Consider the following 15,785-nt stretch of genomic DNA (forward strand, 5'->3'; position numbering starts at 1 on the left):
TCAATGTATTTATTGTCAATTAAAATCATAAAAATTCCGAGAAGAAGGGAAAACCTCTTCTTCCCGGTCCTTTTTATTATTCTGCTAAAACTGCGTCAGTATCTTCAATTTCGCTGTCTTCAATTTTGATTTGGCGATATCGTTGCATACCTGTACCAGCTGGAACAAGTTTACCTAAGATAACATTTTCTTTCAGTCCTAGAAGTTCATCACGCTTACCTTTAATAGCTGCATCCGTTAACACACGAGTTGTTTCTTGGAATGATGCTGCAGATAAGAATGATTCAGTTTCAAGAGATGCTTTAGTGATACCAAGGATAAGAGGACGACAAGTTGCTGGAAGTTTTCCATTTAACAACGCCTCTGCATTGGCTTCAGAGAATTGGTGAATATCAAGTAATGAACCAGGAAGTACATCTGTTTCACCAGCTTCAATTACACGTACTTTACGAAGCATTTGGCGAACCATTACTTCGATATGTTTGTCTCCAATTTCTACACCTTGCATACGATATACTTTTTGAACTTCTTTCAATAAGTATTCTTGAACTGTTGCTACATCAGTTACTTTAATTAATTCTTTTGGATCAATAGAACCATCAGTAAGCGTCTGTCCTTGGTGAACTTGATCGTTAACATGTACTATTATACGACCATTATAAGGAGCTAAATACTTACGAGTTTCTACTGCACCTTGAATTGTAATTTCTTTTTGGCCTTCACGAATTTCATCAATGTCAACTACAGTACCATTGATTTCCGTAATAACCGCTTGACCTTTAGGGTTACGCGCTTCGAAAATCTCTTGGATACGTGGAAGACCTTGTGTAATATCGCTACTTGCTACCCCACCTGTATGGAAAGTACGCATTGTTAACTGTGTACCTGGCTCACCAATAGATTGGGCTGCAATGATACCAACGGCTTCACCGACTTCTACTTTGTCACCAGTTGCTAAGTTCATGCCGTAACATTTTTTACATACACCATGTTTAGTGTTACATGTAAATGCTGAGCGGATTGTTACTTCTTCAATTCCAGCTTCAATTACTTTACGAGCAAGCTCTGGTGTTACTAATGCATTTCTCTCAACCATAACTTCATTTGTTTCTGGATGACGAATTGTTTTCTTAACATAACGGCCAAGAATACGTTCTTCAAGAGCTTCGATTACTTCTGTACCCTCTTTTAATGAACCTATTGTTAAACCACGGTCAGTACCACAGTCATCTTCGCGGACAATAACATCTTGTGCTACGTCAACTAGACGACGAGTAAGGTAACCTGAATCGGCTGTTTTAAGTGCTGTATCGGTAAGACCTTTACGCGCACCATGAGTAGAGATGAAGTATTCCAATACTGTTAAACCTTCACGGAATGAAGATTTGATTGGAAGTTCAATAATACGACCAGCCGGGTTGGCCATCAGACCACGCATACCAGCAAGTTGAGTAAAGTTAGATGCGTTACCACGGGCCCCAGAGTCACTCATCATGAAGATAGGGTTAAAGCTATCTAATGATTTCATAAGTTTCTCTTGGATTACGTCTTTCGCTGCACTCCAATAAGAGATTACACGATCGTAACGTTCTTCTTCTGTAATTAAACCACGACGGAACTGTTTCAATACTTTATCAACTTTTTCTTGAGCCTCTTCAAGAATTTCTTGTTTGTCAGGTAGTACTAAGATATCCGAGATACCGATTGTAATACCAGCTCTTGTTGCATATTTGAACCCAAGATCTTTAAGACGGTCAAGCATTTTAGAAGTTTCAGTAATGTGGAAGTTTGCAAATACTTCAGCAATAACTTTACCTAAATAGCTCTTAGTGAATGGTTTAACTGGATCAACCTCTGATAAGTATTTCTTAACATCTGTATTTGTAGGAACAAAATATTTCGCTGGTGTTTCAACTTGCAAGTTAGTAATTGTTGGTTCATTAATATACGGGAACGATTCCGGTAAAATTTCATTAAATAAAACCTTACCAACTGAAGTTAATAACAGCTTGCTATTTTGCTCTTCTGTAAATGTTTGATTATTTAATGATGAAGCTTTAATAGCGATACGTGTATGCAAGTGAACTTCATGGTTTTCATAAGCAACCATCAATTCCTCAGGACCATAAAATACAGCGCCTTCGCCTCGAGCACCATTACGTTCAAGAGTTAGGTAGTAGTTACCTAGTACCATATCTTGAGATGGTGTAACAACAGGTTTACCATCTTTAGGGTTCAAGATATTTTGAGCTGCAAGCATTAATAAACGTGCTTCCGCTTGTGCTTCTGCTGATAGAGGAACATGGACCGCCATTTGGTCACCATCAAAGTCAGCATTATATGCTGTACATACTAGTGGGTGAAGGCGGATTGCTTTCCCTTCAACTAAAGTTGGTTCAAAAGCTTGAATACCAAGTCTATGAAGAGTTGGTGCACGGTTAAGTAATACTGGGTGTTCACGAATGATATCTTCTAAAACATCCCACACTTCGTAGTGCATACGTTCAATTTTACGTTTTGCTGATTTAATGTTGTGAGCAAGACCGCGTTCAACAAGTTCTTTCATAACGAAAGGTTTGAACAATTCGATTGCCATTTCTTTCGGTAAACCACATTGATACATTTTCAAGCTAGGTCCTACAACGATTACAGAACGACCTGAATAGTCAACACGTTTACCAAGTAAGTTTTGACGGAAACGACCTTGTTTACCTTTCAACATATGAGAAAGAGATTTTAATGGACGGTTACCTGGACCAGTTACTGGACGGCCACGGCGACCATTATCGATTAAAGCATCTACTGCTTCTTGAAGCATACGTTTCTCGTTTTGAACGATAATCCCAGGTGCTCCAAGATCAAGAAGACGTTTTAAACGGTTGTTACGGTTAATAACTCGACGATATAAATCGTTCAAGTCACTTGTTGCAAAACGTCCACCATCTAATTGCACCATTGGACGAAGCTCTGGTGGAATAACAGGTAGTACGTCTAAAATCATCCAATCTGGACGGTTACCAGAATGACGGAATGATTCAACAACTTCTAATCGTTTAATTGCACGAGTACGACGTTGACCTTGTGCAGTTTTAAGTTCTTCTTTTAAAGATTCTGTTTCTTTATCAAGATCAATTTCTTGTAAAAGACGTTTAATTGCTTCAGCGCCCATTGCAGCTTGGAATGTATTGCCGTATTTTTCACGATACGCGCGATATTCTTTTTCTGAAAGCAATTGTTTTTTCTCAAGTGCAGTATCGCCAGGCTCTACTACAACATAAGAAGCGAAGTAGATTACTTCTTCTAATGCACGTGGAGACATATCTAAAATAAGCCCCATACGGCTTGGAATTCCTTTGAAATACCAAATGTGTGAGACTGGAGCAGCTAATTCAATATGACCCATGCGCTCACGACGTACTTTTGCACGCGTTACTTCAACTCCACAACGATCACAAACTACGCCTTTATAACGTACACGTTTGTACTTACCGCAGTGACATTCCCAGTCCTTTGTAGGTCCGAAAATTCGTTCACAGAACAAACCATCTTTTTCTGGTTTGAGTGTACGATAGTTAATAGTTTCTGGTTTTTTTACTTCTCCATAAGACCATGAGCGGATTTTATCAGGTGAAGCTAAACCAATTTTCATATACTCAAAATTATTAACGTCTATCAAGGAGCCTACCTCCCTTTAGTATGAAGTCTTTTCGACTTTATTCTTAGCTCGACGATTGATTTAATGATAATTGGAAAGCTGGACAAGCCCAAATGGACCTGCCCGCCTTTCAATTATTTGTTATTTATAATTATTCAACAGATCCTACTGGTGCTTCTTCATCAGCGCTTGGCAAGATATTAAGCGCGTCTGCTGGTTGAAGATCTTCATCTTCATCCATGTCACGAAGCTCAATTTCTTCATCGTCAATTGTTAGCATTTTCACATCTAAACCTAAACTTTGAAGTTCTTTAATTAATACTTTAAATGATTCAGGAACGCCTGGTTCTGGAACACTTTCACCTTTAACAATTGCCTCGTATGTTTTCACACGACCTACAACGTCATCAGATTTAACTGTCAAGATTTCTTGAAGAGTATAAGCAGCGCCATAAGCTTCAAGAGCCCAAACTTCCATCTCACCGAAACGTTGTCCACCGAATTGAGCTTTACCACCCAATGGTTGTTGCGTTACTAATGAGTATGGTCCTGTTGAACGTGCGTGAAGTTTATCATCAACCATGTGAGCAAGTTTGATCATGTACATGACACCAACAGATACTCGGTTATCAAATGGTTCACCTGAACGTCCATCATAAAGAATTGTTTTACCATCACGGTTCATACCCGCTTCTTCCATCGTTTCCCAAACATCTTCTTCGTTGGCACCATCAAATACTGGTGTTGCCATGTGAACGCCTAAGTAGCGAGCTGCCATACCTAAATGTAGCTCTAATACTTGACCGATGTTCATACGTGATGGTACACCAAGTGGGTTTAACATGATATCAATTGGTGTGCCGTCTGGAAGGAATGGCATATCTTCTTCTGGAAGGATACGAGAAATTACACCTTTATTACCGTGACGTCCGGCCATTTTATCTCCTACGCGAATTTTACGTTTTTGAACGATATATGCGCGTACAAGTTGGTTTACGCCTGGAGGTAATTCATCGCCATCTTCGCGGTTGAAGACTTTAACATCAAGAACAATACCGCCGGCACCATGAGGAACACGTAGTGATGTATCACGTACTTCACGTGCTTTTTCACCGAAGATTGCATGTAATAAGCGTTCTTCAGCTGTCAATTCAGTTACACCTTTAGGAGTTACTTTACCTACAAGGATATCTCCGTCATGAACTTCAGCACCAATACGGATGATTCCACGTTCGTCAAGGTTGCGTAAAGCTTCTTCACCAACGTTCGGAATATCACGAGTGATTTCTTCAGGTCCTAATTTTGTATCACGTGCTTCTGATTCATATTCTTCAATATGAACAGATGTGTAAACGTCATCTTTAACAAGACGTTCGCTCATGATCACGGCATCTTCATAGTTATAACCGTTCCAAGTCATGAAACCAACTACTACGTTACGGCCAAGTGCTAGCTCACCACATTCCATTGAAGGACCATCAGCAAGAATATCACGTGGATTTACGCGGTCGCCAACTTTAACAATTGGACGTTGGTTATAACTTGTACCTTGGTTAGAACGAATGAATTTCTGTAATTTATATTTAGTTAAGTCGCCTTTTACTTCTTTGCCGTCGATTTCTTCAATGCGACGAATGTGAATAGAGCGAGCCTCAACATGTTCAACAATACCTGAATATTTTGCAACTACTGCAGCACCAGAATCACGTGCATCTACGTGTTCCATACCAGTACCAACGAATGGCGCTTCTGGATTTAATAACGGAACAGCTTGACGTTGCATGTTCGCTCCCATTAGAGCACGGTTAGAGTCATCGTTTTCTAAGAAAGGAATACATGCAGTCGCAGCAGAAACGACTTGTTTTGGTGATACATCCATGTAGTCAACGTTTTCACGTTTGAAGATAGTGTTATCACCACGGAAACGACCTACAATTTCTTCTTTAACAAATGAACCATCTGGATTTAAGATTGAATTCGCTTGTGCCACTACGTAGTTGTCTTCTTCGTCGGCAGTTAAATAGTCGATATGACCAGTAACTTTACCTGTTTCAGGGTCTACGCGACGGTAAGGTGTTTCAATGAAACCAAATTTATTTACTTTCGCGAAACTTGAAAGTGAGTTAATTAAACCAATGTTCGGACCCTCAGGAGTCTCAATTGGACACATACGACCATAGTGTGAGTAGTGAACGTCACGTACTTCGAAACCAGCACGTTCACGAGTTAAACCACCAGGTCCTAATGCTGATAGACGACGTTTGTGCGTTAATTCAGCTAATGGGTTTGTTTGGTCCATGAATTGAGATAATTGAGAACTACCAAAGAATTCCTTGATAGAAGCAATTACAGGACGAATATTGATTAATTGTTGTGGAACAATAGATTGAGTATCGTTAATCGACATACGTTCACGTACAACACGTTCCATACGAGATAAACCGATACGGAATTGGTTTTGTAATAATTCACCAACAGAACGTAAACGACGATTACCTAAATGATCGATATCATCTGTGTTACCAACACCATATAGTAAGTTGAAGAAGTAAGATACAGATGCTATTACGTCGGCAGGAGTGATATGTTTCACTTCTTCTTCTACGTATGCATTACTGATTACCTTAATTTCTTTTTGCGCTTCATCATTAGGAGCATAGATTTTAATTTCTTGAATTAAAACGTCGCCTTCTAAAACGCCTGCAACTTTAGACATTGTTTGGAAACCAATACCCTTTTCTAAATGGGGAATTAAACGATCTAGTACACGGCGATCGATTAATGTTCCAGCTTCAACTAAAATCTCACCTGTTTCAGGATCAACTAGTGTCTCTGCCACTGTTTGATTGAATAGGCGGTTTTTAATATCAAGCTTTTTGTTCATTTTATAACGACCAACATTAGCTAAGTCATAGCGTTTTGGGTCAAAGAAACGTGAGTACAGGAGGTTTTTAGCGCTTTCTACTGTAGGTGGTTCACCTGGGCGTAGACGTTCATAAATCTCTAACAACGCTTTCTCTGTACTTTCAGTGTTATCTTTTTCTAAAGTATTACGTAAATATTCGTTATCACCGATAAGCTCGATGATTTCTTGGTCTGAAGCAAAACCTAATGCACGTAAAAGTACTGTTACAGGTAATTTACGTGTACGGTCGATACGAACATAGACAACATCTTTTGCGTCTGTTTCGTATTCTAACCATGCTCCACGGTTAGGAATAACAGTTGCGCCGAAGCCTTTTTTACCGTTTTTATCTGTTTTATCGTGATAGTATACACTTGGTGATCTAACTAATTGTGAAACGATAACGCGTTCTGCGCCGTTGATAACGAAAGTTCCAGTTTCAGTCATTAATGGGAAATCACCCATAAATACTTCCTGTTCTTTCACTTCGTCTGTTTCTTTGTTGTGTAAACGTACTTTTACACGTAATGGTGCAGCGTAAGTAACATCGCGTTCTTTACATTCATCGACATCATATTTCGGTTCTCCGAGACTGTAGTCGACGAATTCAAGTGAAAGATTCCCTGTAAAGTCTTCAATCGGTGAAATATCGCGGAACATTTCACGTAAACCTTCTTCAAGAAACCACTCGTTAGATGCGGTTTGAATCTCAATTAGATTCGGAAGTTCCAGCACCTCATTAATACGCGCAAAGCTTCTACGCTGGCGGTGTTGTCCGTACTGAACTAGTTGACCTGTCAACTCATTCACCCCTCAATAAAGCGATAATAGGTCTTTGCGAAATCATACAAATGGTGTATGATATCGAAAGACAAAAAGAAAACGAGTTCGTTAAAGAGCTCATTTTCGATTAACCAAACATAACTTTGAAAAGTCTATCCATATTCATATAGTTTTTATACAAAAGGACAGACGTATTCAAATTAATATTTTTGCATTTTATTATAATATCACAGCTAATTTGTCAAGTCAATCTATAAACTTTAACAAATTATTTTTTGGCTTTGATAATCCAATAGCCTTTTTTCTTTTCCACGACCGTTACCTCAGTAAACTTCTCTTCTAAGTGCGCAATAGTCGATGGTGCACCTTGCTTCTTCTGAATAACTATCCATAGCTCACCATTATCCACAAGTTTTTCAAAAGCTTGATCATAAAAACGGAAAATTGTATCTTTTCCCGCGCGGATCGGAGGATTTGTCATAACGGCAGCGACTTGTTCTTCTTGAACAGCGGAAAGTCCATCACTCTCAAAAATCTGCACATTTTGTACCCCGTTCACCTCAGCGTTTCTCTTCGCTAATGAAACCGCACGTTCGTTAACATCCATCATATGAATGACTCGTTCAGGATAACTTTTTGCAATAGACAAGCCGATTGGACCGTAGCCACAGCCCACATCCAAAATACACCCTTCAACATTAGGCAATTCAAAACTATCAATTAACACACGGGAGCCAAAATCTACTTCGCTTTTACTAAAAACCCCTGCATCTGTTTCAAATACAAAAGAAAATCCCCTAAGAGTGAATTTCCATTTACTCGGATTACTTCCGACTTGAGGTTTTTTTGAATAATAATGTTCTGACAAGAAAATGCCCTCCATCACGTAAAATGAAGAAAAAGCTCGTCAGAATTGACGAGCTTTTTTCAAATAGAAAGTAGAAATTATTTAACTTCTACGTTAGCGCCAACTTCTTCAAGTTTAGCTTTGATTTCTTCAGCGTCAGCTGCAGAAACGCCTTCTTTAAGAGCTTTAGGAGCGTTATCTACTACTTCTTTAGCTTCTTTTAAGCCAAGACCAGTGATTTCACGTACCACTTTGATTACTTTGATTTTTTGATCGCCTGCAGAAGCAAGGATTACATCAAATTCAGTTTTTTCTTCTACTGCACCAGCAGCAGCACCAGCAGCAGCTACAGGAGCAGCAGCAGTAACACCGAATTCGTCTTCGATTGCTTTTACTAAATCGTTTAATTCAAGAACTGTCATAGCTTTGATAGCTTCTAAGATTTGTTCATTGTTCATTATAATTTCCTCCTATACGGAATATTAGTTTTGTTTTGGCATATTATGCCGTGAAGATTAAGCTACGCTTAAAATTAAGCGCCTTGCTCTTCTTTTTGTTCTGCAACAGCTTTTGTTGCAAGAGCGAAATTGCGTACTGGTGCTTGAAGCACAGATAATAGCATAGAAAGTAGACCTTCGCGTGATGGAAGTTCCGCCAATGCTTTAACATCTTCAGCAGATGCAAATGTACCTTCGATAAGACCAGCTTTAATTTCAAGTTGTTCGTTAGCTTTTGCAAAGTCGTTAATGATTTTAGCAGGAGCAATAACATCTTCATTTGAGAATGCGATTGCGTTTGGACCTGTAAGGAATTCATTAAGTTCTTCTTGTTCAACTTCTGCAGTAGCACGGCGTACCAAAGTATTTTTGTATACTTTGAATTCAACACCAGCTTCGCGAAGTTGTTTACGTAGTTCTGTTACTTGAGAAACAGTAAGACCACGATAGTCAACAACTACTACGGATGCAGCGCTTTTGAACTTGTCAGCGATTTCTTGAACGACAGCTTGTTTAGCTTCAACTGCTTTGTTCATCTTGACACCTCCTATAAGAATGGGTCATTTATACCAACAAAAGAAAAGCCTCCTGTCTATGTAGACAAAGAGGCGGAAAGTCATCATCTTAAATAAGAGTCTGAGTTCCTTTGTCCTCGGTAGGATAATTAAGCAATTACTTGCCCCTACGGTCTACGGTACAAATGGATGATTCACAACGTTGTTCATCATATCAAAATATAATGTCGTTTGTCAATCAATAATTATTTTGCAGCAGTAGAAGCATCAACTTTGATTGATGGTCCCATTGTAGTTGTTACATGTACTGATTTCATGTAAGTACCTTTAGCTGCAGCAGGTTTAGCTTTAAGAATTACATCAACTAGAGTTGATAAGTTTTCAGCTAATTTGTCAGCTTCGAATGAAGCTTTACCGATTGGAGCATGAACGATACCAGCTTTATCAGCACGGTATTCAACTTTACCAGCTTTGATTTCAGCGATTGCTTTAGCAACGTCGAAAGTAACTGTTCCAGTTTTAGGGTTTGGCATTAAGCCTTTTGGTCCTAATACGCGACCTAATTTACCAACTTCACCCATCATATCAGGAGTTGCAACGATTACATCGAAGTCAAACCATCCTTGTTGGATTTTAGCAATATATTCTGCATCACCAGCGAAGTCTGCACCAGCTGCTTCAGCTTCTTTAAGTTTTTCGCCTTTAGCGAAAACTAATACGCGTTGAGTTTTACCAGTTCCGTTTGGAAGTACTACTGCTCCACGGATTTGTTGGTCATTTTTACGTGTATCAATATTTAAGTTAAATGCCACTTCAACAGTTGCGTCAAAGTTAACAGTGCTTGTTTTTTTAGCCAATTCAACTGCTTCTTGTACAGAGTACACTTGAGTACGGTCTACTAGTTTAGCAGCATCTTGCATTTTTTTACCTTTTTTAGCCATTTTAAATTTCCTCCTTGATTGTGGTTGTAACGGAATAAACCTCCCACGAATAAAGGCTGCGAGTTTCAAATATGACTATTAGAAACATTCGCAACCCTCAAAAAACAATACTTCTATCAAGTAATGGGATTAGTCTTCGATAACAATACCCATGCTACGTGCAGTACCTTCAACCATTAACATAGCTGCTTCAACTGTTGCAGCGTTAAGGTCTGGCATTTTAGTTTCAGCGATTTCGCGAACTTTATCGCGTTTCACTGTAGCTACTTTTTTACGGTTAGGTTCACCTGATCCTGATTGGATACCAGCTGCTACTTTAAGTAAAACTGCTGCCGGCGGAGTTTTTGTAATGAAAGTGAATGAACGATCTTCAAATACAGAAATCTCTACTGGAATGATTAAACCTGCTTGGTCCGCAGTACGAGCGTTGAATTCTTTACAGAATCCCATGATGTTAACACCTGCTTGACCTAATGCAGGACCTACTGGTGGCGCTGGGTTTGCTTTACCAGCTGGGATTTGAAGTTTTACAACTTTAATAACTTTTTTAGCCACGAGACACACCTCCTTAAGTCCGTGATGTGGTAATTGGGTTGCCCCTCCCACTCAATATCTGTCTGTCGGCTTATTCCGATAACATTAAAAATAAATATGTCAGTCCAAAAAATCACAGTCTGACCTTTGAAATGATAACACTTTTAACTTTCTAAGGCAAGTATAATTGTCAATTATACTTTTAACACTTGATCGTAATCTAATTCCATTTTAGTTTCGCGACCGAACATATCAATAGTTACTTTCACTTTTCCTTTATCAGCAACGATCTCTTCGACCTTACCTTGGAAATGAGCAAAAGGCCCTTCCAATACTTCAACTAAATCGCCAATAGAGAAATCAATTTCAAGCGATTTTTCTTGCATACCCATTTGTTTAAGGATAAATTCAACTTCTTCAGGTAATAACGGTGTAGGTTTTACCCCACCGCCTGATGAACCGATAAATCCAGTAACACCTGGTGTATTACGCACTACATACCATGCGTCATCTGTCATAATTAATTCCACTAATACATAACCAGGGAATGTTTTACGCATATATTCTTTTTTGCGGCCATCTTTAACTTCCGTCTCTTGCTGTTCAGGAATGATGACACGGAAAATTTTATCTTGCATACCCATAGTTTCAACACGTTTTTCTAGGTTTGCTTTAACTTTATTTTCATAACCAGAGTAAGTATGAACTACATACCAATTTTTTTCCATAATAGATAGGACTACTCGTCCTTCCCTCCTTCGCTAAAGGCAAATGAAAAAACCCGTTACAGATCATTCACGGGCCATTTCAAAAATATTAACATTAATTCAATCATAAATCCAAATACATGCGGAATAATTTAGAAATCCCTAAGTCTACTAACATGAAAAACGCAGCCATGAAAAGTAAAGTTGAAATTACAACAACTGTGTATTTCGTAAGTTCTTTACGCTTAGGCCAGCTTGTTTTTTGCATTTCCGACATAACACCGCGGAAAAAGTTACTAATCTTACCCATCTAACTAACCCCCGAATAAAATCATATATACAAAGCGAATCGTATTATCTAGTTTGTTTATGTAATGTATGTTCATTACAGTGAGAACAATATTTTTTCAGTTCCATCCTTGCAGTTGTACTGTCTTTAGATGCAGGAAGTGAATAGTTTCTTGAACCACACTTTTCACAGCTAAGCACGACTTTTTTTGCCATTTTATCACCTTTTCGGCATTTGTCCTTATAAAGACTAACACCTATCACAAATACTGTCAACTTGCCTACAGCTAGCATTCTTGCAATCACTCAATATCTAAATGACGTTCTAATTTCCTTTTTACCCGTTGTAAGGCATTATCAATCGACTTCACATGCCTGTTCAATTCAGCAGAAATTTCGTGATAAGATTGTCCATCTAAATAAAGTGCCAACACCTGACGTTCGAGATCACTTAATATTTCTCCAATTTTTTCTTCCATGTAGCTAAATTCTTCACGATGAATGATAAGCTCCTCTGGATCGTCGACAACCGAACCCGTTAGCACATCCATTAACGTGCGCTGGGATTCTTCATCAAAAATCGGTTTGTCCAATGAGATGTATGAATTAAGTGGAATATGCTTTTGTCTAGTTGCAGTTTTTATTGCAGTGATGATTTGACGTGTAATACAAAGTTCCGCAAACGCTTTGAAAGAGGATAACTTATCTCCTTTAAAATCGCGAATAGCTTTATACAGCCCAATCATACCTTCTTGCACAATATCCTCTTTATCAGCACCAATGAGAAAATACGACTTCACTTTCATACGAACGAATGATTTATACTTCGTAATGAGGAAGTCTAATGCTTCGCTATCACCACTATGGACCATTCCCACAAGCTCTTCGTCAGTATATTGCTCATATTGTTGTTGCTGCTTCAAGTGTAAATGATCGCTAATAATCAATAGTATCACTCCAATTGCGCTAGCATTGTTAAAAACAGTATAACGGAATTGGAAAATATCAGTCAATCATTCATTTTATTTCCTCTCCGCCATAACTCAAATTTCGCAGCAATATCATCTCTTAATTGTATCTTAGAACTGGGCTTTTGCACTTGAATATCTCTTACTGTTTGCGTAATTTTAGATTGCGTAGATTGCATTTCAATTTCTAATTCTCTAGCCGATTTTCTTAATGCTCCATGCCCGAAAACAACATTTTGTTCTGTCATATCAGATGTCGCTACATAAATACGGACCCGTTTACTACTCAAAGAAGCAGTAAGTTTTTCAATTCTTTCATCCGCAGTTTCTCTAGCTCTAGTATAAATAATTTCTACGTCATGTTGCACATTTTTTGTTTCAATTCCCGGCACGAGGTACGCGTCAAAGATAACAATGACGCGCCAGCCAGAATACGCCTTATACTCTGCCATCATTTCTACCAGTCGGTCTCTCGCATCTATTAGCCTTTGCTCTTTTAATCTTCGGAGTTCTACCCAAGCACCAATAATGTTATAACCATCAACCAACAGTATATCCATGGCATTCACCTTAAACTTCTTGGCGTTTACGCAATACTTCGTACATCAATAAAGCAGCAGCAACTGATGCATTTAGTGATGTAACATGACCGACCATTGGTAAATTGTATAGGAAATCACATTTTTCTTTCAATAATCGACTCATACCTTTCCCTTCACTGCCGATAATGACAGCTAGCGGCAAAGTAGCATCCATTTTACGATAGTCTGCTGAGCCTTTAGCGTCTGTCCCAGCGATCCAAACACCGCGTTTTTTCAACTCATCTACTGTTTGTGAAAGATTATTGACACGCACAGTCGGAATATGTTCAATCGCGCCCGTAGATGCTTTCGCAACAACCGCTGTTAAACCTACTGCACGGCGTCTTGGAATGATAATACCATGAGCACCCACAGCATCTGCCGTTCTCATAATAGAACCTAAATTATGCGGATCTTCTAATTCATCGAGAATAAGGAAAAACGGATCCTCTCCACGGCTTTCTGCTAAATTAAATAAGTCATCTAATTCAGCATATTTATAAGCCGCAACAGAGGCCACAATCCCTTGGTGATTAGCATCTGTTAACTGATCTAATTTTTTCTTTGGAACAAATTGTACGATAATTCCTTGTTCTTTCGCTGATGCAAGAAGTTCCGTCAAGCTACCATGCTGAACACCTTCTGCAATCCAAATTTTATTCATTTCTCTTGCTGCACGAAGTGCCTCTAATACCGGGTTTTTCCCGGCAATCATCTCATTTGACTGTTCTTCCGTCATCTTTTGACACTCCTTTTGATTCTTCAATAATATCAATTGTATATTGGATTATTTCATTTACTCGATCCAGTTGACCGGTTAGATATAAGCTGCCAATTACAGCCTCATAAGCTGAGCTATAGCGGTATGTTTGAACATCGGTATTCTTTGGTACCGAACCTGATTTCGCATTGCGACCGCGTTTTAGGACTGCCATCTCTTCTTCTGAAAAATACTCTTCATCCATCATTCTGTGAATAACACTTGATTGAGCCTTTGCAGAAACGTAATGAGTTGCTTCTTTATGGAGAATATTCGGTTTGACACGTCCAGAGCGTAGAAGATGCTCACGTACTGCGATTTCCAGTACGGCATCTCCCATATATGCTAACGCTAATGCATTTAATTGTTTGACATCTTGGTTACGAAGCTCTCCCACTGCCATTAACCTCGTTTCCATCTAATGCCTTGGCGTGTATCCTCTAAAATAATATTCATATCTTTTAGTTGATCACGAATTTCGTCAGCACGTTTAAAGTCACGATCCTTACGCGCTTGAATGCGTTCTTCAATAAGCGCATCGATCTCTTCATCAAGTAATTCCTCTGCTACATCTAATTCAATACCAAGCACATCAGCCAATGTTCGTAAAGTATCGACAAATTTCGTTAATACTTCTTCATTCGTGTTTTGTTCAAGTAAATATTTATTGGCAGTTGCTGATAATTCAAATAGTGCTGCAATTGCATTTGCTGTGTTGAAATCATCATCCATTGCAATTTCAAACTGTTCTTTTACTTCAGTAATACTTGTTAACCACTCGTCTTTTTCCTCACCTAAATTAGCTGTTGCAGTTAGTCGATGTTGCAAGTTGTTATAAGAAGTACGGATACGTTCCAATCCCGCAGCTGCAGCTTCAACTAAATCTTGCGCAAAGTTAATTGGATTGCGGTAGTGTACTGACAGTATAAAGAAACGCAATACTTGAGGATCAATTTGCTTACGAATATCATTCACAAGTATGAAGTTACCAAGTGATTTAGACATTTTTTCGTTGTCGATGTTAATATAGCCATTATGCATCCAATAACGCGCAAATTGTTTACCTGTATATGCCTCAGATTGAGCAATTTCATTTTCATGGTGCGGGAATGTTAAATCTTGCCCACCTGCATGAATATCAATAGTATCACCAAAATGCTCATGTACCATTACAGAACATTCAATATGCCAGCCAGGTCGACCCTCGCCCCAAGGACTTTCCCAGAAGATTTCACCCGGTTTAGCTGCTTTCCAAAGAGCAAAATCTAAAGCATCCTCTTTTTTGTCACCTGTTTCAATACGAGCCCCAACTTTCAAGTCATCTACAGACTGATGAGAAAGCTTACCATAGCCTTCAAATTTACGCGGACGGTAATATACGTCCCCTTGAGATTCGTAAGCATAGCCTTTTTCAATTAACACCGCGATAAATTCAATAATTTGATCCATATGCTCCGTAACACGTGGATGTGAATCTGCTTTTTGGCAGCCCAGCGCTGTAATATCCTCAAAATAAGCTTGAATAAAGCGATTTGTTAAATCGGATACCTCTTCTCCAAGCTCATTTGCAGCTTTAATAATTTTATCGTCAACGTCTGTAAAATTCGATACATACGTAACCTCAAAACCTTTATAAGTTAAGTAACGACGTACTGTATCATATACAATTACAGGACGAGAATTACCAATATGAATGTAGTTATAAACAGTAGGACCACATACATACATTTTCACTTTTCCTTCTTCAAGTGGAACGAAATCCTCTTTTTGTCGAGTTAATGAGTTAAAAATTTGAACAGCCATG

Annotated in this window: 15 protein-coding genes and 1 other annotated feature; all 15 genes read right to left on the reverse strand. The window is 38.7% G+C overall.

The window, feature by feature from the left end:
* Positions 1 to 76 precede the first annotated feature (76 nt).
* Positions 77 to 3,676, reverse strand: a complete 3,600-nt coding sequence (rpoC, locus tag ACZLO7_RS00315; RefSeq protein WP_464939390.1) for a DNA-directed RNA polymerase subunit beta' — start codon at positions 3,674 to 3,676, stop codon at positions 77 to 79.
* Between the two features lie 130 nt (positions 3,677 to 3,806).
* A complete protein-coding gene (gene rpoB, locus ACZLO7_RS00320; RefSeq protein WP_464939391.1) occupies positions 3,807 to 7,370 on the reverse strand; it encodes a DNA-directed RNA polymerase subunit beta in 3,564 nt (1,187 codons plus the stop codon).
* A gap of 241 nt (positions 7,371 to 7,611) precedes the next feature.
* Positions 7,612 to 8,211: a class I SAM-dependent methyltransferase gene (locus tag ACZLO7_RS00325; RefSeq protein ID WP_464939392.1), complete on the reverse strand. Its 600-nt coding sequence runs from the start codon at positions 8,209 to 8,211 to the stop codon at positions 7,612 to 7,614.
* A gap of 77 nt (positions 8,212 to 8,288) precedes the next feature.
* On the reverse strand, positions 8,289 to 8,648 hold the full coding sequence (gene rplL, locus ACZLO7_RS00330) for a 50S ribosomal protein L7/L12 (protein ID WP_427752578.1): 360 nt from the start codon (positions 8,646 to 8,648) through the stop codon (positions 8,289 to 8,291).
* Between the two features lie 74 nt (positions 8,649 to 8,722).
* On the reverse strand, positions 8,723 to 9,223 hold the full coding sequence (gene rplJ / locus ACZLO7_RS00335; protein ID WP_427752577.1) for a 50S ribosomal protein L10: 501 nt from the start codon (positions 9,221 to 9,223) through the stop codon (positions 8,723 to 8,725).
* 32 nt (positions 9,224 to 9,255) lie between these two features.
* Positions 9,256 to 9,400 (reverse strand) — a sequence feature (ribosomal protein L10 leader region).
* Positions 9,401 to 9,447: 47 nt separating this feature from the next.
* The gene (rplA, locus tag ACZLO7_RS00340) at positions 9,448 to 10,143 is read right to left on the reverse strand and encodes a 50S ribosomal protein L1 (protein WP_464939393.1); all 696 of its coding nucleotides are present in this window, start codon (positions 10,141 to 10,143) and stop codon (positions 9,448 to 9,450) included.
* Between the two features lie 129 nt (positions 10,144 to 10,272).
* Positions 10,273 to 10,698, reverse strand: a complete 426-nt coding sequence (gene rplK, locus ACZLO7_RS00345; RefSeq protein ID WP_038179029.1) for a 50S ribosomal protein L11 — start codon at positions 10,696 to 10,698, stop codon at positions 10,273 to 10,275.
* A gap of 173 nt (positions 10,699 to 10,871) precedes the next feature.
* A complete protein-coding gene (gene nusG / locus ACZLO7_RS00350; protein WP_038179027.1) occupies positions 10,872 to 11,405 on the reverse strand; it encodes a transcription termination/antitermination protein NusG in 534 nt (177 codons plus the stop codon).
* Positions 11,406 to 11,508: 103 nt separating this feature from the next.
* Complete coding sequence (gene secE / locus ACZLO7_RS00355) at positions 11,509 to 11,694, reverse strand: preprotein translocase subunit SecE (protein ID WP_464939394.1); 186 nt, start codon at positions 11,692 to 11,694, stop codon at positions 11,509 to 11,511.
* A gap of 44 nt (positions 11,695 to 11,738) precedes the next feature.
* Positions 11,739 to 11,966 (reverse strand): 50S ribosomal protein L33, encoded by a 228-nt coding sequence (rpmG, locus tag ACZLO7_RS00360; RefSeq protein ID WP_464939395.1) that lies wholly within the window; start codon positions 11,964 to 11,966, stop codon positions 11,739 to 11,741.
* Positions 11,967 to 11,974: 8 nt separating this feature from the next.
* Positions 11,975 to 12,619 carry an RNA polymerase sporulation sigma factor SigH gene (gene sigH, locus ACZLO7_RS00365; protein ID WP_193738000.1) on the reverse strand — a complete coding sequence of 215 codons (645 nt, stop codon included), beginning with the start codon at positions 12,617 to 12,619 and terminating at the stop codon, positions 11,975 to 11,977.
* Between the two features lie 62 nt (positions 12,620 to 12,681).
* Positions 12,682 to 13,200 (reverse strand): NYN domain-containing protein, encoded by a 519-nt coding sequence (locus ACZLO7_RS00370; protein WP_464939396.1) that lies wholly within the window; start codon positions 13,198 to 13,200, stop codon positions 12,682 to 12,684.
* A 10-nt stretch (positions 13,201 to 13,210) separates the two neighbouring features.
* The gene (rlmB, locus tag ACZLO7_RS00375; RefSeq protein WP_464939397.1) at positions 13,211 to 13,960 is read right to left on the reverse strand and encodes a 23S rRNA (guanosine(2251)-2'-O)-methyltransferase RlmB; all 750 of its coding nucleotides are present in this window, start codon (positions 13,958 to 13,960) and stop codon (positions 13,211 to 13,213) included.
* Positions 13,938 to 14,378: a Mini-ribonuclease 3 gene (locus tag ACZLO7_RS00380; RefSeq protein ID WP_511261414.1), complete on the reverse strand. Its 441-nt coding sequence runs from the start codon at positions 14,376 to 14,378 to the stop codon at positions 13,938 to 13,940. Before ACZLO7_RS00380 ends, rlmB begins: the two co-directional genes overlap by 23 nt.
* A 5-nt stretch (positions 14,379 to 14,383) precedes the next feature.
* On the reverse strand, positions 14,384 to 15,784 hold the full coding sequence (cysS, locus tag ACZLO7_RS00385) for a cysteine--tRNA ligase (RefSeq protein ID WP_464939399.1): 1,401 nt from the start codon (positions 15,782 to 15,784) through the stop codon (positions 14,384 to 14,386).
* Position 15,785 lies beyond the last annotated feature (1 nt).

This window comes from Viridibacillus sp. d25.2 (assembly GCF_055456015.2).